We start from the raw sequence: 23547 nt of genomic DNA on the forward strand, positions 1-23547 counted from the left end.
AGTGGCTCAGGATGTTGATCAAGGTGTCGGCCATAATGCCGGTCAGCACCCATGTTAAAACCTGATTCAGTTAAAACCTGACTCAAGCTTTGTTGTGCTTTTCCTTGTAGCCAATCCAGTGACTTAAGGTATCGAACAGCTCAGTCAAGACTATGGGCTTGGTGATATGGGCGTTCATGCCCGCCGCCAGGCTCTTTTCCCGGTCGCCGGACATGGCGTGGGCCGTCATGGCGATGATCGGCAGCGCTTCGCTGCTGTATCGCTTGCGCAGCTCACCGGCGGCGGTGAGCCCGTCCATCACCGGCATCTGAATGTCCATCAGCACGGCGTCGTAGGCACGCTTGTCCACCATGTCCAGCGCCACCTGGCCGTTGTCGGCCACGTCCACCTCGTAACCTGCGCTCTTGAGCAGCTCGGTGGCCACCTGCTGGTTGATAAAGTTGTCTTCCACCAGCAGCACCAGGCCCTTGTGTTCACCCTCTTCCTCGGCCTTTTCTTCCGGCGGCAACACCGCCGGCTTGGGACCGGCGAAGGCGGCGATGATCTGATCGAACAGCGCCGAGGCCTTGAAGGGCTTCTGCAACAGGGCAAACACCCGCTCGCCGTCGATGTCGCTTTGCAGCGGCTCGGCGGCATAGGCCGTCATCATGATGATCACCGGCCGCACCGCGAGGCGTCCGTCTGCGACCATTTCATCTATGGCATCGAGCACGTGCTGGCCGTCCATCTCAGGCATCATCCAGTCCAGCAGCAAGAGATCCACAGGATTCTGCTCCAGCTTGAACAGGGCCTCGGCACCCGTGGTGGCCGTGTCCACCACAAAGTGGAAGTCCTTGAGCAGGGAGGAATAAATCTGCAGCGCCGTGGGGTTATCGTCCACCACCAGGGTGCGCAGGCTGTTGAGCCGCTCCGGCACCACCAGGGGCGTGACCTTGGCCTCGGCGGCAATCTCGAAGCTCAGGGTAAAGCTGAAGGTACTGCCGACACCGGGCTCGCTGTGGACCTGCATCTTGCCGCCCATCATGGACACCAGATGTTTGCTGATGGACAGCCCCAGGCCGGTACCGCCGTACTTGCGGGTGGTGGAACCATCGGCCTGGGCGAAGGCGTCGAACAGCTTGTCCTGCTGATCGCGGCTGATACCTATGCCGGTGTCGCGGACCCAGAATTTGAGGGTGATGCGGTGATCGCGCTCGCCCACGTCCTCGCAGCCCAGCTCGATTTCACCGCTCTGGGTAAACTTGACCGCGTTCGACAGCAGGTTGATCAGCACCTGTCCCAGACGCAGGGGGTCGCCCTGCAACATCAAGCCGGCGGTGACCGGCGCATACAGCAGCAACTCGACGCCCTTCTCCTGGGCCTTGAGGGCGTTGAGGTCAAGGGCATGGTCGAGCACCTTGTCCAGCGGGAAGGCAACCCGTTCCAGCTCCAGCTTACCGGCCTCAATCTTGGAGAAGTCGAGGATGTCATTGATGATCCGCAGCAGCGACTGGGCCGAGAAACCGGCCTTGTCGAGGTAGTCCCGCTGCTGCTCGGTCAGGGCGGTGCGGCCCGCCAGCTGCAACATACCGATAATGGCGTTCATCGGGGTGCGGATTTCATGGCTCATGTTGGCCAGGAATTCACTCTTGTACAGGTTGGCCAGTTCCGCGTCCTGCTTGGCTTCCAACAGCGCCACTTCGTTGCTCTTGGAGCGGGTGATGTCCTTGTGGGTACCCACCATACGCTTGGGTTGGCCGTCCTGGGTAAATTCCACCAGCCGGCCCCGGCTCAGCACCCAGAGGTAGTCGCCGCCGGCAGCGCGCATACGGAATTCAATTTCATAGGTGCTGACGGGATCCTTGAGGTATTGCTCGCGGTATTCCTGCACCCGGATACGATCGTCAGGGTGAATAAGCTCGTCTATGGTGCTCAGCAGCGCCGGGAATTCATCGGCCTTGTAGCCCAGCATGGAGAAGTAAGCGGCGTTGCAGATGATCTGCTCCGAATCCAGATACCAGTCCCACAGGCCGTCTTCCACCGCGTCCATGGCCAGGTGATAGCGTTCCTCCGACAGCCGCAGCTGCTCGGCGGACTCGAATTCGCGGGTCACGTCACGCCACACGGCAATCAGGCCCTGCAGTTCGCCGCGGCGGTTATAGAAGGGCAACTTGAGGGTGTCCAGCAGCACGGGCTTGCCGGCCAGCTCCACCTTTTCCTGATAGCGCAGCGGCGCGCGCTCGCTCAGCACCCGCTCGTCCTCGGCGCGGATACGGCGGCCCTGCTCCGGACTGGTGAGTTCCTCCGGCGACAGGCCTATCATCTCGCTTTCGGTGTAACCCAACATGCGCTCGGCCGCCTTGTTACAGCCCAGGTAGTGGCCTTCCTTGTCCTTGAACACAATGGCCTCGGGGATGGAGTCCAAAAGCGATCGCAGCAGGGCGTATTCCCGCTCGCGCCGCTCTGTAGCTTCCCGCAGACGTTCGGTACGGCGGCCCACCAGTTTGTCGAGGCGCTTGTTCTGCTCCGCCAGGTGACGGGTATATTGCTGGTTTTCTTCAAAAATACGGCTGACAAGTTGGAACCATGGCTCCCAGCCGGGGGTGATCTTCTGCGGCACCTTGCGCGGCTGCACCGAGCAGCCTTCCAGGTGCGACAGCAGCCGCGAGGCTGGATTCACGAAGGAGCGGCGGGTCTGCCAGTGCACTATGGTCACCAGCACAGACAGGGCCAGCACCACCAAAATAAAGGTCATCTGCAGCTTTTCCCAGGAGTCCTGGAACAGCTCGTCCACATCCTGGATATACAGCAACCGCCAGGGGGCGTTGTGCAGCGCCACCGAGTGGATGTAGTAGCCGTTGCGGATCATGCCGTCGTGGGCATCGAACAGCTCGGATTCCGGCAGGGAATGCAGCTCAGAGGGAATACGCTGGCTGATGTGGTACACCCGGTTGATGTCATCGCCCTCTATATCCGAGTGCGACAGGATATTGTTGGTCTGGTCCAGCAGGATAACAGTGCCCGGCATCTTGAAATAAAGGCGGATTTGCTTGGCCAGGGACGCCAGGGTCATGTCCAGGTTGATGGAGCCGATGAACTCATCCCCAAGGTAGATGGGCACACCGAGCGTGGTCAGCAGGCCCTTGTCGCTGGAGTCCACATAGGCTTCACTCCAGAACACGCTGCGCTGGGGGTTCATGGCCGGGGTGGCGTACTGGAACTGTTTTTTGTTCAGCAATTCATCGCGGAATCGCTGCTCGTCGGAGGGCCATGGATAATAGGACATCATCCGCCGCTTGGAGACGTAGTAGATGGCCGAGGCCTTGGGCGCCGCCTCCTTGGCCACCGGGAAGGCCAGAGACAGCTCAAACAGCATCTCCAGCTCCTGGTAAAACTTGTCGCTGCGGCCTTCCAGTGAACCTGTGCCCGTGATCCGCCCCATGTTGGTGAAGGGTTTGCCGTTCTCGGCATATGTGGGTTCCAGCGTAAAGTACTGGCCGCTTTCATTGAATTTGCCGTACCTGGGCAGGCGCTGCTTGAGCACGGACTCCCCCAGACGCAAATGGTCCACGGCCACGTCGCGCATACTCTTGACCGCACGGATGCTGGATTCCAGCAGCAGGTCGATTTGCAGCACATGGCGGGCAATCTGCTCTTCGCGCTGTTCCATCAGCTGGGTCTTCTGCCTGTCGAAGAATACCCAGGCGGTCAGGCAGGCGAGCACTATCACCCCTATGTAGGTGTAGAACACAGCCCTGTTGTAGTTGCGCTGGATGGGTGATTTCAGCTGGAGATCCGGCTCGCTCGATTTCATGGGGTACCTTTGCAGCGACCCTGGGCCGCCCGGGTCTTGTCCGATGGGATATAGTAGCAGGAAGCAGGCCACTGTCCCAAAATTTTATTCGGCGGGCAGCCTTTTCATTAGCGCTTTAAATACATGCACTTGGCAATAAAAAACGGCCCCACGGGGCCGTTTTCTCAGGGGTCAGAGGTGTTCCTCGGCGAACTCCGCCAGGCGCGAACGCACCACGCCGTTGAGGTAAACGTTGGCACTGCCCTCGAAGTTTTTGAAGCGCTCCACTATGTAGGTCAGGCCCGAGGTCACGGCCGTCAGGTAGTTGGAGTCTATCTGCGACAGGTTGCCGCTGCAGATAAGCTTGGTGCCCTCGCCCATGCGGGTGATCATGGTTTTGATCTGCGAGGCGGTGAGGTTTTGACATTCATCCAGCAGCACCACGGCATTCTGGATGGAACGGCCACGCATAAAGTTGATGGATTTGAACTGGATATTGGCCTTTTCCATGATGTAATTCATGGAGCCGTGTGGGTTGACGTCATTCTTGTGCAGCACCTCCAGAGTATCGGTAACCGCAGCCAACCAGGGTGCCATCTTTTCTTCCTCTGTGCCGGGCAAAAAGCCGATGGATTCGGCAATTTCCGGGGTGTTGCGGGTGACGATAATCTTGTCGTACTGGTTGCGCTCCACCACCAGCTCCAGCGCCGCCGCCATCGCCAGCAGGGTCTTACCGCAACCGGCTGGGCCGGTCAGTATCACCATGTCGATTTCCGGATCCAGCAGCGCCTGCAGCGCCATGCCCTGGTAGATGTTCTTCGGCCTGATGCCCCAGGCCTCCTGGTTCAGCAGCCGGGCACGGCCGAGGTCGAGGATATGCAGGTGGGAATCGTCCCGGGCCGATACCCGGCCACAGAAGTCCGACTCTTCGTCTATCAGGTATTGGTTGATGTACAAGTGGTCGCTTTCCAGATCCTTGAGCGGCACTTCGTGCACAGTATTGCGACCGTGGCGGGTGGTGGACACCTTGTTCAGGTGTTCCCAGAAGTTGCCGTCAAACTGATGGAATCCCTTGGTCAAAAAGCGAATATCGTCGATCAGCTGGTCGGTGCGATAGTCCTCCACTATCTTGATGCCTGCGCCCTTGGCCTTGAGACGCATATTGATGTCCTTGGTAACCAGCACCACGGTTCTGGGGGCATGGAGTTTTTGCAGGTGCAGCGCGGTATTGATAATGCGGTTGTCGTTGTGATCGCCGGGCAGGTTCTCCGTGCTGAATTCCAGCTGGTGGTCGGGGAATATGGCCAGGGTGCCTGTGGCATCGCCGTGACCTTCGCGGGCCGGGAGGGGTACGCCCTTGACTATCTCTTCCGGGGTGGTCTTGCCACCGAGGGTGTCTTCCAGGGCGCGGATGGCGACTCTGGCGTCGCGGCTGACATCGCGTTTTCTGTCCTTAATCTGGTCCAGTTCTTCCAGTACCGTCATAGGTACTACGACATCGTGTTCTTTAAAGGAATATATGGCTAAGGGTTCGTGCAATAAGACATTGGTATCCAATACAAACAACTTTCTGTCGTCTTGTTCCATGGCGCCTCCGGGGTTGCGTGACATAGGGTGTATGGTTACGTCTGAGGGCTCCTTTTCAGTGGCGGGTGAGGGACATGAAAGTTATTTCAAGCCCTGTCTTTAACTTAATACAGGCCACAGGCGGAAGTAAATAACCCCAAGCCAGTGTAATGCGCCTTTTATGACGCCCGGGTGACAGCGCCTCCCCCCTGGTCAATTTGTATTCTATCCCGGCTCAGACTAGGCTCAGGGATGATTTAAATCTCCCGGCGCTTGGTATAACATACGCGCCCTTTGAGCATACCCCCATAGTTGAGAGTGTTAAGATGTCGTTCGCATTAGGGCAACGCTGGATCAGTGACAGCGAGTCGGAATTAGGTTTGGGAACCGTTGTACAGGTGGAAGGTCGCATGGTGGGCCTGCTGTTTCCTGCCACCGGCGAAAACCGTATGTTTGCCCAGGCCGATGCGCCCCTTACCCGGGTGATCTTCAATCCCGGAGACGTCATCACCAGTGCCGATGGCTGGAGCCTCAAGGTCAGCCATGTGGAAGAAAAAAATGGCCTGGTGATCTACCACGGCGAGCACTGCGACACAGGGGAAATCACCAGCCTGCGGGAAACCCTGCTGGAGCACAATATTCGCTTCAACAAGCCCCAGGACAGGCTGTTTGCCGGCCAAATCGACAGGCTCGACCGCTTCGGGGTGCGCTATAAGAGCCAACTGCTGCGCCACCAACTGGCCAGCTCGGATCTGCTGGGCCTGCAGGGCCCCAGGGTGGGCCTGATTGCCCATCAGTTGTGGATTGCCCACGAGGTGGGTCGCCGTCACGCGCCGAGGGTATTGCTGGCGGACGAGGTGGGCCTGGGTAAAACCATTGAGGCCGGTCTGATTATCCATCAACAGCTGCAAACCGGCCGCGCCGAGCGGGTACTGGTGATAGTGCCCGACACCCTGAGGCACCAATGGCTGGTGGAAATGCTGCGCCGCTTTAACCTGCGCTTCTCTGTCTTTGACGAGGACCGCTGTGTTGAGGCCTTTGCCGATCACGATAACCCCTTCTACACGGAACAGCTGGTGATCTGCTCCCTGGAGCTGCTGCGCAAGAAGCGCCGCCTCGACCAGGCCCTCGACGCCGACTGGGATCTGCTGGTGGTGGACGAAGCCCATCACCTGGAGTGGAGCGAAGACGAACCGAGCCGCGCCTACCAGGTGGTTGAAGCCCTGGCGGCCGTGGTGCCCGGTGTGCTGCTGCTGACCGCTACCCCAGACCAGCTGGGTCACCAGAGCCACTTCGCCCGTCTGCGCCTGCTGGATCCCGACCGTTTCTTTGATTACGACGCCTTCATCCAGGAAGAGGCCGGCTACCGCGCCGTGGCCGAGGCTGCCGAGGCCCTGGCCGGTGACAAGCCATTAAGCGATGCCGCCATCAACAGCCTGACCGAACTGCTGTCGGAGAAAGACATAGCGCCGGCCATACGCCAGATCCAGGCCCCCAACCTGGACGATGAACTGCACGTCGCCGCCCGCGAAGAACTGCTGCAGGAGCTGCTGGACCGCCACGGCACCGGCCGGGTGTTGTTCCGCAACAGCCGCGCCTCGGTCAAGGGCTTCCCCAAGCGTATCTTCCACAGCTACGGCTACCCCATGCCGGAGCAATACGCCACCGCCAGCCGGGTCAACGCCATGATGGGCGGCGCCCGCACCCTGGAGGCCAAGGCGGCCCAGGCCCTGAGCCCGGAAAAGCTGTACCAGGAATTCGATGACAACAACGCCAGCTGGTGGAAGTTTGACCCCAGGGTCAACTGGTTGCTGGATTTCCTCAAGAACCACCGCAGCAAGAAGGTGCTGGTGATCGCCAGCCGTGCCGAAACGGCGCTGGCATTGGAAGAAGCGCTGCGCACCCGCGAAGGTATAGCCGCCACGGTGTTCCACGAGGGCATGTCTATCATTGAACGGGACAAGGCCGGGGCTTACTTTGCCCAGGAAGAGGGCGGTGCCCAGGCGCTGATCTGCTCCGAAATCGGCTCAGAGGGCCGTAACTTCCAGTTCGCCAGCCATCTGGTGCTGTTCGATCTGCCGCTGAACCCGGACCTGCTGGAACAGCGCATCGGCCGTCTCGACCGTATCGGCCAGAAGCACGATGTACAAATTCACCTACCCTTCCTTGAGGACACGGCCCAGGAAAAACTGCTGCACTGGTACCATGAGGGCCTGAACGCCTTCGAACTCACCTGCCCCGGCGGCCACATACTGTTCGGTGAATTCCGCGAAGCCCTGCTGCAGGTGCTGGCCGGCGATGCCGACGAGGACGATGCGGCGCACCTGCTGTCGGCCACCCGTGCCCGTTACAAGGAACTCAAGGATGCCATGGAGCACGGCCGCGACAAGCTGCTGGAGCTCAACAGCCATGGCGGCAGCAAGGCCAATGCCCTGGTGGCGCGCCTGGCGGCCGCAGACGGTGACACTGCGCTGATTGCCGCCGTGATCCGCCTGTGGGACATCATAGGTCTCGATCAGGAAGACAGGGGCGAGAACTGCATAGTGCTGCGCCCCAGCGAGCACATGATGTTCCCCACCTATCCAGGTCTCAGCGAAGATGGGGTGACCGTCACTTTCGACCGGGATACCGCCCTGTCACGGGACGATATTGCCCTGATCACCCTGGAGCACCCCTTGGTGCAGACGGGCCTGGATCTGATCACAGGTTCTGACACCGGCAGCACCAGCGTGGCCGTGCTCAAGAACAAGGCTCTGCCGGCGGGCACCCTGTTCCTGGAGCTGATCTATATGGCCGAAACCACGGCGCCCAAGTCGAGCCAGCTATACCGCTATCTGCCCCCGACACCTATCCGGGTGCTGATGGACAAGGGCGGCAACAACCTGTCGGCCAAGGTGGATTACGAGAGCTTCGACAAGCAGTTGAGTGCGGTGAACCGCCATATCGCCAGCAAGCTGGTGAACGCTTCCCAAACCCTGCTGCATCCGCTGTTTGCCAAGGGCGAGGCCATGGCCGCCGAGGCTCTGGCCGACCTGGTAAAGCAGGCAGGACAGAGGATGGATCAGCAACTGGGCGGCGAACTGGCCCGTCTGGAAGCCCTCAAGGCGGTCAACCCCAATATCCGTGACGAGGAACTGAGCTTTATCCGCAACCAGATGCAGGAGTTGTCCGGCTACCTCGGCGACACCCAGTTGCAGCTCGATGCCATTCGTCTGGTGCTGGTGAGTCACGCCTGAGCCGTTAATTGAACCTGATCCGGGTTTTGAGCGACAAGCCCAGGGTGGCCGTGCATTGGCAGCCACCCTGGGTTAAGCTTGGGCCATAGCCCATGACTCCCGTGCCATCCATGCGCCCCCTACTGCCGATACTCCTTACCTCGCTGCTGTCACCGCTCGCTTTGGCGGAAACCGACCAACAGGTGCTGAACAACCCCGCCCCCAAACCGCCCCTGGTGCAAGCCTGGGAAGGCAAACAGCGCCACGGCGCTGTGATCCTGGTGGCCGACACCGGGCAGCAGGCGGACAGCCAGGGACTGATAGCCTACCTGCACAGTGAGTTGGCCCCCTTGGGCTGGGCCAGCATCAGCGTCACTCCGCCGGGCAATCCCCCCTACCCCAACTTTGCCACGGATCCGGCCGAGATAGCCCAGGCCGGTGACGGTGAAACCCGGCTGCCAAGGGACAAGGCCACGGAAAAATACACCGAGCAGCAGCTTGAGGCCCAGCTCGGGGCGCAGCTGAGCTGGCTTGAGGGAGAACTGACCGCCCTCGACGGTATAGGCAGTGATTTTCCCGGCAAGCGGGTGTTGCTGGCTCAAAACAGGAGTGCGGCATTGGTGATCAAACTGCTGGCGGACAACAAGCTGTCACCGCCGGATCTGCTGGTGGTGATCAATCCCTACAGCGATGCGGCGCCGCTGCATGTGCAGCTGCCGCCCATGCTGGCGGGCCTGAGTGTGCCTGTGCTGGATCTGGTGTCACCGGACGCCCATGCTGCGGCCCAGAAGGCCGCCGAGGCCAGGCGTTCGGCTTCGGCAGCCAAGTCGGGGCTGGAATATCGCCAGCAATTACTGGCACTGGATCTGCACAGCCCCAGCGCCTGGGCCGATGCCTTGCAGGAGATCAGGGGTTTTGCCTGGCGCCTGAGCCAGCCCTAGCTTTTCATCCGGGCTACCAAAACCTCTGCCTTGGCCGGTAGGGCGCATCGGCATCCTTGAGCTGGCGCTTGGCGGCGATTTTGGCATTGGCACCGAGCAGCAATCTTATCTGATAGCGACTTTCCCGCGACAACAGGGATCTTAAGCCCGCGCTCCAGCTGCGATTGGTGCTGAGCTTGATGGCCGCCAATGCGTCCGGCGACCGCTCACACAGGCGCTCTGCCAGGGCCAGGGCCGCCGCCAAGGGTTCGGCCTCCACCCGGGTCACCAACCCCAATTCAGCCGCTTTGGCCGCAGGCAGGCATTCTGCGGTCATGGTCAATTCCATGGCCTTGTCCTTGGGCAGAATTTGCCGCAGGGCCACCAATCCGGCCATGTCCGGTACCAGACCCCATTTGGCCTCCATAATGGACAGTTCCGCATCCGGTGCCGCCAGGCGGAAATCCGCCCCCAGGGCTATCTGCATGCCGGCACCGTAACAACGCCCCTCAAGCACGGCAATCACAGGGACGGGCAAGCGCTGCCAGCCCAATGACACCCGCTGTGCCAGGTTGGCATTGCCGGGTAAGCCCTTGAACAGCAAGCGCACAGCCTGCCAGGGCGAGGCCATCACGCTTTTGACGTCGAGACCGGAACTGAAGCTGCCACCGGCCCCCTTCAGCACCACGGCCCTCAGGCTGCTGTCGCGGCCAAGCTGCTTGATTAACTTATCAAGCTCTTGAAACATTTGAAAATTAACTGCGTTTAGCTTCTCCGGTCTATTGAGGCTGACCAGGGCCAGGGGGCCGCGGCGCTCTACGCTGAGGGTATGCCAATCCATGAAATCATTCCTTACTGGTCTGTCCAGATTAAATGTTAACACATTTGGCATATTCACCTAATAGGGCTAACATACGCGGAAGTTTTGACGTCCGACATTTTATTGACGCCAAACACCTTTGACCTTGGCCCCATGCCACGACATTACCGGGCTAAACCGCTGACCAACACCATTTTTCCGCGCCCCAGAATTTTTGGTGTTATCTTCAATAATAAGAATAAGTGAGGATCCCGACCCCCTATGGCGCTTCCGGTACTGATTTGCGACGATTCGGCCATGGCCAGAAAGCAGATGGCCCGCACCCTGCCCAAGGACTGGGATGTGGAGATAACCTATGCTGCCAACGGCGCCGAGGGCCTGGAAGCGATCCGTGCCGGCAAGGGCGAGGTGGTGTTTCTCGACCTCAATATGCCGGTAATGGACGGTTATGAGGTGCTGCAAACCATACAGCAGCAGGATCTGCCGGCACTGGTAATAGTGGTGTCGGGCGATATTCAGATTAAGGCACACGAGCGGGTTAAGGCCCTGGGGGCGCTGGACTTTATCCAAAAGCCCGTCAGTGCCGATGCCATTGCCGCCATTTTGCAGGACTACGGTATTCTCAGCGAATTGGGCACACAGGATCCTGCCTTGCAAAGTGACATGGTCAAGGTGGACCTGCGCGATGCCTGCCAGGAAATCGCCAACGTGGCCATGGGCCGAGCGGCGGATCTGCTGGCCAAGCTGCTGGATGTGTTCGTGTTGTTGCCAATCCCCAACGTCAATGTGCTGGAAGTCAGCGAGCTGACCATGGCCCTCAAGGCCACCGAGTCGTCGAAGAAGATCTCCGCTCTGTGCCAGGGCTTTATCGGCGCCGGGATTGCCGGCGAGGCCCTGCTGCTGTTCCATGACTCCAGCTTCGCCGACATGGCCAAGCTCATGGGGCTCAACAACCCCGACGATGCCAATACCGAGGTCGAAATGTTAATCGACACAGGCAATGTGCTGATTGGCGCCTTCCTCAACGGTATTTCCGAGCAGCTGGACATGCAGTTCAGCCAGGGCCACCCAGTGGTGCTCGGGCGCCACTGCACTGTCAATGATCTGATCCACGACAATGCCGAAAAATGGCAACGCACCCTGGCGATGGAGATCAACTATCGCATCGAAGATCACAACATTGAGTGCGATCTGCTGCTGTTGTTTACCGAAGACTCGCTGCCCACCCTGAGCTATAAGCTCGGTTACCTTCTGGATCCGGAGTAGAAATCCCAGCCATGGCGCAAAATGCAGATGCAATGAACGAACTTCACTGGCTCATCGATATGGTGCAAACCATAGAGGTGGGGCTGGTGGTGCTGGACAGAAATTTCAATATCCAGCTGTGGAACGGTTTTATGGAAAACCACAGTGGCATCTCCCCCAATGCCATCAAGGGTTGCAACCTGTTCGAACAATTTCCCAATCTGCCCGCCAACTGGCTGAAGCAGAAGATGGAGTCTGTGTTCCTGCTGAAAAACCGCGCCTTTATCAGCTGGGAGCAAAGGCCCTTTGTGTTCAAGTTCAAAAACTATCGCCCCATCACAGGTCGGGCCGAGTTCATGTACCAGAACGTTACCCTGTTGCCGCTGGCATCGCTGACGGGTCAAGTGACTCACCTGAGCATGATTGTTTATGACGTGACCGACATCGCCATCAACAAGCTGCAACTCAAGGCCGCCAACACCCAACTGGAACACCTGAGTCAGACCGACGGCCTGACCCAGCTGTTTAACCGGCGCCACTGGCAGCAGTGCATGAACCACGAGTATGAGCGCTTCTCCCGCTACGGCGATTCCGCCAGTCTGGTGATGTTCGACATAGATCATTTCAAGCGGGTCAATGACACCTATGGCCATATGGCCGGTGACAAGGTCATCCAGCACATAGCCCATATCCTCAGCCAGTCGCTGCGGGAAACCGATTGCGCCGGCCGTTATGGCGGCGAAGAATTTGCGGTGGTGATGTCCAACACCCGCGCCCGGGATGCCTGGCATTTCACCGAGCGGCTGCGGACCCGCATCGCCGCCAGCCCCATCCAGTTCGAAGGCCAGAGCATACAGGTCACCATCAGCCTGGGCATAGCCGAGGTGGGGGATCCCGTGGAGAGTGCCTCCATGTGGCTGTCCAATGCCGACCATGCCCTGTACCAGGCCAAGCAGGAAGGGCGTAACCGCTCTATCATCTTTGAGGAATAGCAGCTTTGAGGAATAGCAGCTTTGAGGAATAGCCGGCTGACGGCCAGCTGCGAAGAACCATAAAAAAAGCCCATCAAAGATGGGCTTTTTTTATTGAATTTTGTCTATCAGTCGCGGGGGAAACCGTCGTCGTCCAGATCATCCTCGTCTTCTTCATCGAGGTCATCTTCGTCACCCATAAAATAGGTGCCCCAACCATCGTATTCCACCTTTTGCTTATCGGCCAACTGCAGCAATTGCTCGCTGGCCTTGTCCAGCAGCGCCAGGTCCAGCTTGTGGCTGGCGATGGCATCGAAGCAGAAGATGGTCATGCCGTCATCCAGCTCCATTTCTTCGGCATCGTTCACCTCGAAGCCCAGTTTGAAGGCATCCACGGCGGCCTTTTCCAGGCGGTCAAAATTGGTGCTGGAAAAATGATGTTCAATCACATACTCGGCGTCTGGATCGGAACCATCATCGAGCAGCGCTTTGACTATCTCGCGATTCTCTTCCAACTGCTCCTTTAACTGACGTTCAATCGACATTGGCTGTCTCCACCTTGGCTGGGCTTACGGGCACAGTGCTGCCCCTGATAGTGCGCGAGTATAACATGCCCTTTTCAGGCGCGCTGCATCAGGCTGGCCGCCTCCTGATTGAGTGCTTCCAGTTTGGCCGCCATGGCCGCATGGATGCGCTCCGACAGCGCCTTCACATGGGAACGGTCGAGTCCCTGGGTCTCAATGGGGTCCATCATTTCGATGATGACCACGCCATTATCCCAACGATTGAGATTTATATGGCACTGATTGGAGGCCAGCACCGGCACCATGGGCACACCGGCGGCGATGGCCGTGTGGAAAGCGCCGGCCTTGAAGGGCAGCAAACCGCGGCCGCGGGAGCGGGTACCCTCGGGGAAAATCCACACCGACAGGCATTTGTCTTTTATCTTGCGTACCGTGTTGGCCATGGTCTCGAAAGCCCGGCTACGGTTGTTGCGCTCAATCAGAATATTGCCGGACAGCCAATAGATTTGGCCAAACAGCGGCATCCAGGCCAGGCTCTTCTTGCCCAGACTCACAGTGCCACGGGGCACGGCGGCGGTATGGGTAAAAATATCGTAATTATTCTGATGGTTGGCGAGATAGATGCAGGGTTCGCTGCCAGCAGCCGTTGAACGGCGAACAATAAGTTTCACCCCCAATATCGGCGCCGCGGCGGAGAACCACCTGGCGAACATATGTACATTGTCACGGTGACGGGGGCGCAGTAAACAGGCGAGGCTGCCGACCACAAAAACCAACAGCAACAACAGGGCCAACAACAGGGATCTGGCGATTAACAGCACGACGCACTCCGGTGAAAATAACGGCGACAGTATAGCTACAGCGCTGCTGCAGCTCAAACACTATGTTTACACTTGTACGCCGTAATTTTTAATCCATCTATCTATCAACAACTTGTCCTAGTCGATGATATTTTCAGTGCCGGGGGAGCCCCGCCTGCCATGGCTGGCGATGCGGAAAACGAAGGCACACAGGGCCAAGGTCGCCACTATGGCAGCACCGCTGGGCAGATCCAAACTGGCAGACAACACCAGCCCCAACAGGTAACCCGCCAGGCCGACACCATAGGCCAGCGCCAGGGCATAGCGCCCCTGGTAACGGTTAAGGGCCAGGGCCGGCAGTATCAGGGTGCTGAACACCAGATATACCCCCACCAGCTCCACCGACAGGGTAATCACCAGGGCAAACAGCAGGTAGAAGGCTGCGCCATCGAGCACCCTGGGTTTGGCAGCAATCAGCGCCAGCACCAGCACAGACACCAGCGCCGGCAGCAACAACTGCTCCCAGCTGACCCAGAGAATTTGCCCGGACATCAGCTGCTTGAGCAACTCGGCGCCGTGGGGATCGTTGGACAGCAGCAACATGGCCGCCACCGCCGCCAACACGTAAAAGCAACCTATCATGGCCTCAAGCTCACCCACCAGGCGTTTCGACAGCCAGGCTATCAGCCCGGCGCCGGCCAGGGCAAACAGCGCCGGCATCCACATGTGGACAAAGGGTAAGTGTTCCAGATCTTCATTGAGATGGGCCACTATGGCGCCAAGGGCCGCCACCTGGGCTATGGCCAGATCGATAAAGATGATGCCGCGCTTGAGCACCTGCTTGCCGAGCACCACGTGGGTGGAGATAACCAACACCCCCGCCGCCAGTGCCGGCAACAATATGCCGAGCAATTCCATATCCATGTCACTTGCCTCCCAGCAGTTGCGCCAGGACGTTGTCGTAGAGACCGAAAAGGTCCTGACTCTGGTCGTTGGCGCCCACAGACGCGGGCAAGATCAACACAGGCACACCTGTTTTGTCGGACAACCAGCGGGCACCGCGCTCGTCCTGATAGGAAGCCACCACTATGGCCAGGATGTCACCGGCCTTGGCCCGCTCCACCAGGCTTGCCAGGTGACCACTTGTGGGAGGCAATCCGGGCTTGGGCTCCAGATCGGCCTCCTGGCTTATACCCAGCCAGTTGAACAGGTAGCGAAAGGTGGTGTGGTAGGCGATCACCTTCTTGCCCTTGAGCGGCTCGGCCTGGGCCTGCCAGCGCGTGGTGGCGGCCTGCCAGCGGGCGGCGAAGTCGGCATGGGCGGCCTCGTAGTCGGCGGCCGCTTCCGGGTCGAGCTGCTTGAGCCTGTCACTGAAGGCACGCGCCACCCTCAACATACGCTCGGGATCGAATTGCAGGTGAGGATTGCCCTTGGCATGGACGTCGCCCATGCTGCGGTCGACACTGGCCAGCTTGTCCAGGGGCTCCACCTGATCGGCACCGAAGAACAGACCATCGCTACCTTCGCGCACCGCGGCATTGGCGGATTTCATCTGCAACATGGGCAGCCAGCCAATTTCCAGATCGGCACCGGCACAGGCAACCAGATCCGCCTGGCGCATCTTGGCAATCAGGCTGGGACGTGCCTGCACCTGATGGGGATCCTGCATCGCTGTGGTGGCGGTATAGATCTTGGCGCCGGGCGCCAGCTCCTTGGCCAGGGCTCCATACTCGGGTTCACAGGCAAAGATATTCAGGGCGGCCATCGCCATTGAGCTGTGGCCGAATGACAGGGCCAGCAGGGCCCCAAGCAGTTTAGAATTGATGCGCACCGTGGGCCCCCAGAGACATAACATATTGCAAAGTGAGAATATTATCGTCGCTTAACGCGTCGAAGTGGGTTCCTTGCTGATGGGTGTATTGCAACCTCACAGTGGAGAAATGGCTGTGGTGCCAGGCCAGGCTCAGCTCGGTTTCCTTGAGCTTTTGCAACTGCTCCGCCTCCAGATCCACCGCATCCAGCTCGCCATAACGGGCCGCCACTGACCAGCTTGGACTCAACTGGTAGGCACCGCTCAGATACCAGCCCTGATGGTAGTCCCTGAGATCCGGCTCTGCATCCTGAATACCGCTGACGCGGAAGTATTCACCGCTCAGGGTCAGATGGCGGTACTTGTAGTTCCCTTGGGGAGCCCACTTGTAAACAAAGGCGGCACTCAGGGTATTTTCCCCTGTGTAACCGGCATTGTGCTGATGGCCGCCATGGTCATCTTCGGCGACGGCCTCTTCTTGGTGTGGTCCGGCGCTGCCATTGCGGTTATGCAGATAGCTCAGCCCCAGCAGCCAGGAGCTGGATTCGTCAAAGTCGCCCCCCAGCTTGGTGAACGCGGTCAACACCCCCAGCTCATCAAATTCCCGCAGACCGGTTTCATCTTCCGCCCTCAGGCTCTCACCCTTGAAGGCCTCCAGGCCCATGCTCCAGTAAAGTTCGGTTGGCGCCAGATAATCCAGACGCACACCGTCATCAAAATAGTGACCGCCGAGGAAGGCACGATAGGCCACGGGTCTGTCGCTGAAGCTGTCCGTGTGCAGATGCTGGTTGTTCAGATAGCCAATGTCCGACATGAAACGACCGGCACGGACCGAAAAGCCCTCGGGCAGTGCCAGGGTCTGGATAAAGGCTTCTTCCAGGTTAACCTCACCGTCTTCAAACACGGCGGTGGCCTTGCCATAGAACATGTCATCTATGCTGGCACTTATTGCCAACTCGGTTTCGCCCAGACCAAAACCCTCAGCGCGCTCGGCCATGGGGCGCTCGGCGGTCTGATAATAGCCGTCGAGTACCAGGCTCAGTGCCGGGTTGGATAAAGAAGGATCCGCCGCCAATGCGGCCGAAGAGATAACACCTGTGGTTAACAGCCCCGCGTGGGCAATAGCAAAACGCATACAAACTCCTGAATGCTGTCGCGCCGGCTGCAAAAGTGCATCCGGCAGAAAATCATGATGAATTCAAGCTTTCAGGCGTGTCGCGGTGGCCCCTGGCCAAAGTTGAAGTAACCTGGGACGGCATGCAATCCCGGGGTAAGGCAGCTGTGGCGCACGGGAACAAAATGGCTTACCGGCAGTTCGGGGAACTTGCCAGGCAAGAGTTTATTCAGCTGCTGCTGGTGAACACACAAGGTACAGTGGTTGTTGATACCACCGTCCATATGTTGCAGGCTGTGAACGGCGGCAAAAACGGACAACAGCGCCAATGTGACTGCCAGCCACAACGCTATTAATCTGTTGTTTTTAAGTGCCATGTTCACCCAAGGAACTCCCGTAATCCGTCCCGTACTGCGGAAAATCGCCTAGAGTGTAAGGCAGCATGGCGTCGCAGACAACCGGGCAATTACCTCGGCTTTGGTTACAGAATGTGATTAGCGGGGTTAATCTTGCCTTAAGGCCTTCGACTTAGGATAGGGTCATAACCAAGGGGCACTTTGCCATAGGAGCATCAAGAATGGGGCAATTTATTAAAAACAATCTGGGGCTGATCCTGGTGACCGCGCTGATTTTCGGCGGGATCTGCGGTGGCATCTGGTATGTGGAGCACAGCCTGGAGTCCCAGGAAAGGGTGCTGGATTAAAGCGCCCTTCCCTCTGCCGCGCCCCGGCCGTTGGCCCTAGCGGTATTTTTGCCGTTCGTGGCTGTCATCGGGCTTGGCGGGCGGCGCCTCCACCACCTTGAGTTGATCCATCAGGTGAACGCACAGCAGGGCTATCAGACACATTATCGCCAGCAATGTCCCCCCCTGACGCCAGGACTCCTGCCACCAGGCCACGGAGGCCGACAACAAGCCCAGATAGAAACTGCCCAGCTTCAGGCTGGCCATCACAGGACTGCGTCCCAGCCAGGCACCGCAGTGTGGGCATTGGATCTGGGCCTTGAGTCCCTTTCCGCGCTGATGACTGATGGCGCTGATGCGCAGGGCTTTATGGCAATGACTGCAGATCATTGAATCACTCTTGGGGCCGTAACGATAAAAGAGTGCCGATTCTAGGCCCATTCCCCTTTGGGCGCAAAAATTCCGCCCGATTTCTACCGCAAGTTTTACACAAGAGCAGATTGCGGCTTATGATCTGCTGACTACTTCATGGAGAAGATTATTGAAAATGAAGCGCATTTTGTCCTCTTTACTCCTGCTTGGCTTGAGCCTTGGCGCATTGGCCGACACCGCGGATAGCCAACAACAACTGCAAATCCTGCAAAGCGGCATAGAAACCGAACTGCAGGAGCTGAAACAGGCCAAAGGTGAGTTACTGGCCATAGGCGAATACCGGATATCCACCAAGACCCAGGCGCTGTTTGCCCAACTGGCCAGGGAGATGGAACAGGGTGCCGAAGAAAAGCCCTGGCTGTTGCCCCTTATCCGTCAACAGCTGGTATTGGCCAAGCGCAGCCAGGATTATTTGGACAGCCAAATAAAACAGCTGGGGCAAAACCTGGGAAAGGAACAGGGGGCTCAGGCCTTGCTGGCTATCGCCCGGCGTGAAAGCCAACGGGATGAACTGCTGCAGCGTGAGTGGCAGCTGCTGGGCTGGGGCAAACAGTTGGGCATGGACACCTCATCTCAAGTGGCGGAGCTGGGACAAAGGCTCAGCGATCGCGGCGACCGCTTGGACAGCCTGCTGAAATACACTCAGGAAGCCCTGCAGCAAGCCACGGCGGAAGCCCGGGCCGCCGGCAAGGATGTCAGTGCCGAACAAACGGCCAGACTGGCAGAATTGCGCCAGCGTCTGGCCGAAAACAGCGCCAGTCTCAATGCCACTGTGGCCCTGATTGATGAGTTGGGCATGGACAGTGCGGAGCTGAAGAAGACCCTGTTCAGTGTCTCCGGCGACATCACCCAGGATGTGCTCAATCTCGACGTGGCCTCGGGACTGGCCCGACAATGGCTTGGCAATGCCGAATCCCAACTGTTGGAAAACGGCCCCAGGCTGATGTTTAAGCTGTTTATCTTCGTGCTTATCCTGGCCATTGCCAGCCTCGCCGGCAAGCTGGTAAAACAGGCGGTGCGCCGCACCGTCAGTAATTCCAAGCTCAACTTCAGCCGCCTGTTGCAGGACTTCTTTACCTCCCTGTCGTCCAAGGCGGTATTTACCCTGGGTCTGCTGATCGCCCTGTCGCAGCTGGGTTTCGAACTGGGCCCCTTGCTGGCGGGTTTCGGGATCGCCGGTGTCATCATAGGTTTTGCACTGCAGGACACCCTGTCCAACTTCGCCTCGGGGATGATGATCCTGATTTACCGTCCCTATGATGTGGGCGACCTCATCACGGCCGCCGGTGTCACGGGCCGGGTCAGCCATATGAGCCTGGTGTCCACCACGGTCAAAACCCTCGACAACCAGCGACTGATCATCCCCAATAACAAGATTTGGGGTGACACCATCAACAACATCACCGCCGAGCAGCACCGCCGTATCGACATGACCTTTGGTATCAGCTACAGCGACAACATTGAACACGCCGAAACCATACTCAGCGACATAGTGCAGCACCATCCCAAGGTGCTGGACACCCCGGGACCCACGGTGCGGCTGCATCTGTTGGGTGAATCTTCTGTGGATTTCGTGGTGCGGCCATGGGTAAAACCGGACGATTACTGGGAGGTCTACTGGGACATTACCAAGGCGGTGAAGATGCGCTTCGACGCCGAGGGCATTACCATCCCCTTCCCCCAGCGCGATGTGCATTTTTACAGAAATAAATAGCATCGCAACAAATAGCATCGCAGCAAATAGCATCGCAGCGAAAAAACAGCAGCAAACAAGCTCGACGCTATTAAGCAACAAGGCACCCACAGGGTGCCTTGTTTTTTCCTCAGGCCAGACCCACTATCTGGCCGTCATCATCTATGTCTATGGCCAGGTAGCCGGGCTTGGGCCCCAGTCCCGGCATGGTCATGACGTTGCCGGTCAGCACAGTGATAAAGCCGGCACCGGCACTGACACGCAGCCTTCTCACCGGCAGCTCAAAACCGCGGGGAGCGCCCTTGAGCGCCGGGTCGTGGCTGATGGACAGGGGGGTCTTCGCCATGCACAGGGGTAATTTATCGAGTCCCAGACGAGTCAACTCGGCAAGATCCGCATCAGCCTCGGGAGACATGAGTACCCCGGCGGCCCCGTAGCGCTCGGCCAGGGTCATCAGCTTGGCACCGAAACTGTCATCGACGCTGTAAAGTTGCTTGAATTCAGACTGTTGCGCTGTGGCCTTGAGCACCACGGTAGCCAGGGCCGCGGCCCCTTCGGCGCCGAGGCTGAAGGCATCGCTGATTTCACAGCCGAAGGCGCCGGCCGCCAGGGCTTGCTCCTTGAGCCACAGCAGTTCTTGCTGGGCATCCTCGGCAAAATGGTTGATGGCCACCACAGCAGGAATGCCATAGCCCTGCACGTTACTGATGTGCCAAGCCAGATTGGCAAAACCGGCCTCAAGTTTTTCCTGGGATGAGGCCTCATCCCCCAGACCCGAGTTGGCCTTGAGCGCCCTCAAGGTCACCACCAGCACGGCAGCAGCGGGACGTTCGCCGGACTGGCGACACTTGATGTTGCAGAATTTTTCGAATCCCATGTCCGAGCCAAAGCCCCCCTCTGTAACCACAAAATCGGCGTGGGCCAGGGCGATGCGGTCGGCAATGATGGAGGAGTTACCATGGGCTATGTTGGCGAAGGGACCGGCATGGACCAGGCAGGGCGCGCCGCTGAGGGTTTGCATCAGGGTAGGTTCAATGGCATCACGCATGATGGCAGTCATGGCACCGGCGACGCCCAAATCCTCGGCGTTGACGGGCTTGCCGTCGACATCGAGCGACAGCAGCACCTGACCTATGCGCTTACGCATATCCTTGAGATCCCGGCACAGGGCCAGAATCGCCATCAGTTCGGAGGCCGCCGTGATATCAAAGCCGTTCTCGTGCTCCGGGCCGTTACCCTGCCCCAGGCCCACCTGAATTTGTCTGAGCGCCCTGTCGTTGTGATCCACCACCCGGCGCCACAGGATCCGCTCGGGGTCTATGTTCAGGCGCTTCAAACCGGTCTGACGTTCAAAGCGCTCGCCCATGCGGGTCTCGTGGTGCAGGCGGGCATCGATGGCCGCAGCCGCCAGGTTGTGGGCGCTGGTGACGGCATGGATATCCCCTGTCATGTGCAGGTTCAAATCCTCCATGGGCACCACCTGGGAGAAACCGCCACCGGCGGCACCGCCCTTGACCCCGAATACGGGCCCCAAGCTCGGCTGGCGGATGCAGGCGCACACTTTCTGTCCCAGGTGTTGCAGCCCCTGGGTCACACCTATGGTGGTGACCGTCTTGCCCTCACCAAAGGGCGTTGGCGTGACGGCGGTAACCACCACCAATTTGCCACGGGGGCGATCAGTCTGTTCTGGGATTGCGGATAGGGAAACTTTGGCTTTATGGCTACCATAGAGGCGCCACTGGTTTGGTGTCAGCCCCAGGCGGGCGGCAATATCGGCCAGGGGTTGCAGGCTTGCTGAGCGCGAAATATCCATGTCTGAGCGCATATCGGGATCTCCGGATTATTATTTTTTTGTATTGGGGTACAGCGATGCCTCATCCTAGGGGATCTCGGGAACCTGTGGCAGAGGGGGAAATGGCTTAAACAGCGTTTCCTGAATCCAGGTCAATTTCTCAGCAATTATTCTTGATAATTAAGTTCGGTGCTTGCACTTGGTCAGCAAGGGCAAAACCATGCCATCAACCAACAGGAGTCATCTATGTCACACACCTCTCTGAGCATGTCCGACTTTGCCGCCGGCTTTTGGCGCCTCGCCGATTGGGGCCTGGACAGGCAAGCCCGTCTGACCCTGATTGAGCAGTACCTGGAGCTGGGGGTGGTGACCATGGATCACGCCGACATCTATGGCAACTACAGCTGCGAGCGCCTGTTCGGTGAGGCCCTGGCCCTGGCACCGGGCCTGAGGAGCAAGCTGCAGCTGGTAAGCAAGTGTGGCATCAAACCGGCGCTGGCCGGCGACAGCAACCGCTATGTCAATCACTATGACACCTCAAAGGCACACATCATCGCCAGCGCCGAGCGCTCGCTGCAGTTGCTGGGAACCGATTGGCTGGATCTGTTGCTGATCCACAGACCCGATCCCCTGATGGATGCCGACGAGATGGCCGAGGCCTTTGTGCAGCTCAGGGACAGTGGCAAGGTGCGCCATTTCGGGGTATCCAACTTCACCCCGGCCCAGTTTGAGTTATTGCAATCGCGGCTGGCGTTCCCACTGCAGACCAACCAGGTGGAACTGTCGCCGCTGATGATGCATACCCTCTCCGACGGCACCCTGGATTTATGCCAGCAAAGACGCATTCGCCCCATGGCCTGGTCCTGCCTGGGTGGCGGCGCCCTGTTCAGCGGTGACAGCCCCAAGGCCGGACGCTTGCGGGTGGAGCTGCAGCGCCTGATGCAGGAAACCGGCGCCAGGGACATGGCCCAGCTCATCTATGCCTGGGTGCGCATGCACCCCAGCCGCCCCATCCCCATCATAGGCAGCGGCAATATTGAGCGGATCCGCTCGGCCCTGGCCTCAACGGCGATTCAGCTGGACCGCCAGCAGTGGTTCAGCATCTGGCAGGCGGCCATGGGCCACAAGGTACCTTAGAGCAAGAGCGCCTTAGGCCAAGTAAGATTGCCTTGGGTTAAATAAGAGTGCCTCAATGCCAATTTAGGCAAGGCATAAAAAAGCCGGCAATGATGCCGGCTTTTTTAATGCGGTCGCTAACTCCGGATTAATCGAGAAAGTGCAGCTCACCGCTCAGATGTGGCCTGCGGCCCTTCTGATCCCTGAGTTCAAACCTAACCCCTTCGGCCATGGGCTCGGCGGCAAAACTGACCTCGGCGGGCATAAACAGCGGCAGCTTGAAGCTCACATCCAATGTGCAGGGGCGCTGACCTATCTTGTCCATCAGGGCAGCGGTGCAGCGTGCCTTGGACCACATGCCGTGTGCCAGCACGCGATCGAAGCCGAAGCGCTTGGACAACAGCGGATGCAGGTGGATCAAGTTGTAATCGCCGGAAGCCTTGGCATAGCGACGACCGAGATCTTCGCCGAGCTGCCAGTGCTGGGGCTGATCCCAGGCCATGTCATTGCCCTTGGGCGGACGGGCGCGGCGACCGGCTGACTCCATGCGGTACAGGTATACCGAATGGGCTTCCCACACCAGCTCATCACCCACATAGGCCTTGGACACCAGCTCAAACTCCAGACCGGCATCGGTCAGCTCGCTGTGGGTCAGGGCACAGTCGAGACGATAGGCCTCGCTGATCTTCAAGGGGCGATAACGGCTGATGCGGTTTTTCAGGTGGATCATTCCCAGCAGCGGGAAGGTAATGGCCTGGTGGGTAAAGATCACCGCATGCAGACGGAAGGCCATCACATACAGGTAGGTGAGCGGCAGATGTTCACCATCAAATTCGAAACCGCAAACCTCGGCATACTGGGCCACCTTGTCGGCGGACAGGGTTTGGGGCGCACAGCTCACCTCAATCTGTGGCAGGCTTTGACCATCCCAGCCCGGCTTGCGGCCGAAAAAAATCTTGCGGTACAGAGAAAACAGCGATGGCATCGCTTTCAATTCCACACTGTGTTTCATAGCTTACCCATAGTTAAATAACACCTGTTAAACAGCATCCAAAAGTCACAAAGGCCCCGAAGG

Annotated in this window: 19 protein-coding genes; 7 read left to right on the forward strand and 12 right to left on the reverse strand. The window is 58.8% G+C overall.

Annotated elements, in window-relative coordinates; genetic code table 11:
• Positions 1-82 precede the first annotated feature (82 nt).
• Both JYB84_RS15520 and JYB84_RS15525 read right to left on the reverse strand, forming a co-directional pair.
• The gene (locus JYB84_RS15520) at positions 83-3793 is read right to left on the reverse strand and encodes a response regulator (protein WP_207320919.1); all 3711 of its coding nucleotides are present in this window, start codon (positions 3791-3793) and stop codon (positions 83-85) included.
• 171 nt (positions 3794-3964) lie between these two features.
• On the reverse strand, positions 3965-5359 hold the full coding sequence (locus JYB84_RS15525) for a PhoH family protein (RefSeq protein ID WP_207320920.1): 1395 nt from the start codon (positions 5357-5359) through the stop codon (positions 3965-3967).
• Between the two features lie 305 nt (positions 5360-5664).
• Between JYB84_RS15525 and rapA the strand changes: the two genes are divergently transcribed.
• Positions 5665-8574: an RNA polymerase-associated protein RapA gene (gene rapA, locus JYB84_RS15530; RefSeq protein WP_207320921.1), complete on the forward strand. Its 2910-nt coding sequence runs from the start codon at positions 5665-5667 to the stop codon at positions 8572-8574.
• A 92-nt stretch (positions 8575-8666) separates the two neighbouring features.
• A complete protein-coding gene (locus JYB84_RS15535; RefSeq protein WP_207320922.1) occupies positions 8667-9494 on the forward strand; it encodes a DUF3530 family protein in 828 nt (275 codons plus the stop codon).
• A gap of 13 nt (positions 9495-9507) precedes the next feature.
• Here the strand turns inward: JYB84_RS15535 and JYB84_RS15540 are convergent, their stop codons facing one another.
• Positions 9508-10314: a crotonase/enoyl-CoA hydratase family protein gene (locus JYB84_RS15540; RefSeq protein ID WP_207320923.1), complete on the reverse strand. Its 807-nt coding sequence runs from the start codon at positions 10312-10314 to the stop codon at positions 9508-9510.
• A 240-nt stretch (positions 10315-10554) separates the two neighbouring features.
• On the opposite strand from JYB84_RS15540, the gene JYB84_RS15545 reads away from it, so the two are divergent.
• Together JYB84_RS15545 and JYB84_RS15550 are read left to right on the forward strand one after the other, a co-directional pair.
• Complete coding sequence (locus JYB84_RS15545; protein ID WP_207320924.1) at positions 10555-11559, forward strand: response regulator; 1005 nt, start codon at positions 10555-10557, stop codon at positions 11557-11559.
• A gap of 11 nt (positions 11560-11570) precedes the next feature.
• Positions 11571-12530 carry a GGDEF domain-containing protein gene (locus JYB84_RS15550; RefSeq protein WP_207320925.1) on the forward strand — a complete coding sequence of 320 codons (960 nt, stop codon included), beginning with the start codon at positions 11571-11573 and terminating at the stop codon, positions 12528-12530.
• A gap of 107 nt (positions 12531-12637) precedes the next feature.
• Here JYB84_RS15550 and rraB read toward each other — a convergent pair whose 3' ends face one another.
• The 6 genes from rraB to JYB84_RS15580 form a co-directional block, all read right to left on the reverse strand.
• Positions 12638-13054: a ribonuclease E inhibitor RraB gene (gene rraB, locus JYB84_RS15555; RefSeq protein WP_207320926.1), complete on the reverse strand. Its 417-nt coding sequence runs from the start codon at positions 13052-13054 to the stop codon at positions 12638-12640.
• 74 nt (positions 13055-13128) lie between these two features.
• Positions 13129-13854, reverse strand: a complete 726-nt coding sequence (locus JYB84_RS15560) for a 1-acylglycerol-3-phosphate O-acyltransferase (protein WP_207320927.1) — start codon at positions 13852-13854, stop codon at positions 13129-13131.
• A 117-nt stretch (positions 13855-13971) separates the two neighbouring features.
• A complete protein-coding gene (locus JYB84_RS15565) occupies positions 13972-14757 on the reverse strand; it encodes a metal ABC transporter permease (RefSeq protein WP_207320928.1) in 786 nt (261 codons plus the stop codon).
• Position 14758: 1 nt separating this feature from the next.
• The gene (locus JYB84_RS15570) at positions 14759-15664 is read right to left on the reverse strand and encodes a metal ABC transporter solute-binding protein, Zn/Mn family (protein WP_207320929.1); all 906 of its coding nucleotides are present in this window, start codon (positions 15662-15664) and stop codon (positions 14759-14761) included.
• Positions 15648-16778 carry a hypothetical protein gene (locus JYB84_RS15575; RefSeq protein ID WP_207320930.1) on the reverse strand — a complete coding sequence of 377 codons (1131 nt, stop codon included), beginning with the start codon at positions 16776-16778 and terminating at the stop codon, positions 15648-15650. The genes JYB84_RS15570 and JYB84_RS15575 overlap by 17 nt, the downstream gene beginning before the upstream one ends.
• Before the next feature lie 71 nt (positions 16779-16849).
• A complete protein-coding gene (locus JYB84_RS15580; RefSeq protein WP_207320931.1) occupies positions 16850-17134 on the reverse strand; it encodes a hypothetical protein in 285 nt (94 codons plus the stop codon).
• Positions 17135-17334: 200 nt separating this feature from the next.
• Here JYB84_RS15580 and JYB84_RS18480 point away from each other — a divergent pair, with 200 nt between their 5' ends.
• Positions 17335-17460 (forward strand): hypothetical protein, encoded by a 126-nt coding sequence (locus JYB84_RS18480; protein ID WP_266097105.1) that lies wholly within the window; start codon positions 17335-17337, stop codon positions 17458-17460.
• A 36-nt stretch (positions 17461-17496) separates the two neighbouring features.
• Here the strand turns inward: JYB84_RS18480 and JYB84_RS15585 are convergent, their stop codons facing one another.
• Positions 17497-17829: a hypothetical protein gene (locus JYB84_RS15585; protein WP_207320932.1), complete on the reverse strand. Its 333-nt coding sequence runs from the start codon at positions 17827-17829 to the stop codon at positions 17497-17499.
• A gap of 157 nt (positions 17830-17986) precedes the next feature.
• Between JYB84_RS15585 and JYB84_RS15590 the strand changes: the two genes are divergently transcribed.
• Positions 17987-19585 carry a mechanosensitive ion channel family protein gene (locus JYB84_RS15590; RefSeq protein ID WP_207320933.1) on the forward strand — a complete coding sequence of 533 codons (1599 nt, stop codon included), beginning with the start codon at positions 17987-17989 and terminating at the stop codon, positions 19583-19585.
• Positions 19586-19694: 109 nt separating this feature from the next.
• On the opposite strand, the gene JYB84_RS15595 is transcribed toward JYB84_RS15590, so the two are convergent.
• Positions 19695-21389: a formate--tetrahydrofolate ligase gene (locus JYB84_RS15595; RefSeq protein WP_207320934.1), complete on the reverse strand. Its 1695-nt coding sequence runs from the start codon at positions 21387-21389 to the stop codon at positions 19695-19697.
• Positions 21390-21602: 213 nt separating this feature from the next.
• Between JYB84_RS15595 and JYB84_RS15600 the strand changes: the two genes are divergently transcribed.
• Positions 21603-22493: an aldo/keto reductase gene (locus JYB84_RS15600; protein WP_207320935.1), complete on the forward strand. Its 891-nt coding sequence runs from the start codon at positions 21603-21605 to the stop codon at positions 22491-22493.
• Between the two features lie 127 nt (positions 22494-22620).
• Here JYB84_RS15600 and JYB84_RS15605 read toward each other — a convergent pair whose 3' ends face one another.
• On the reverse strand, positions 22621-23457 hold the full coding sequence (locus JYB84_RS15605) for a MaoC family dehydratase (RefSeq protein ID WP_407695900.1): 837 nt from the start codon (positions 23455-23457) through the stop codon (positions 22621-22623).
• Positions 23458-23547: the final 90 nt, after the last annotated feature.

Source organism: Shewanella cyperi (assembly GCF_017354985.1).
GTDB classification, from domain to species: domain Bacteria; phylum Pseudomonadota; class Gammaproteobacteria; order Enterobacterales; family Shewanellaceae; genus Shewanella; species Shewanella cyperi.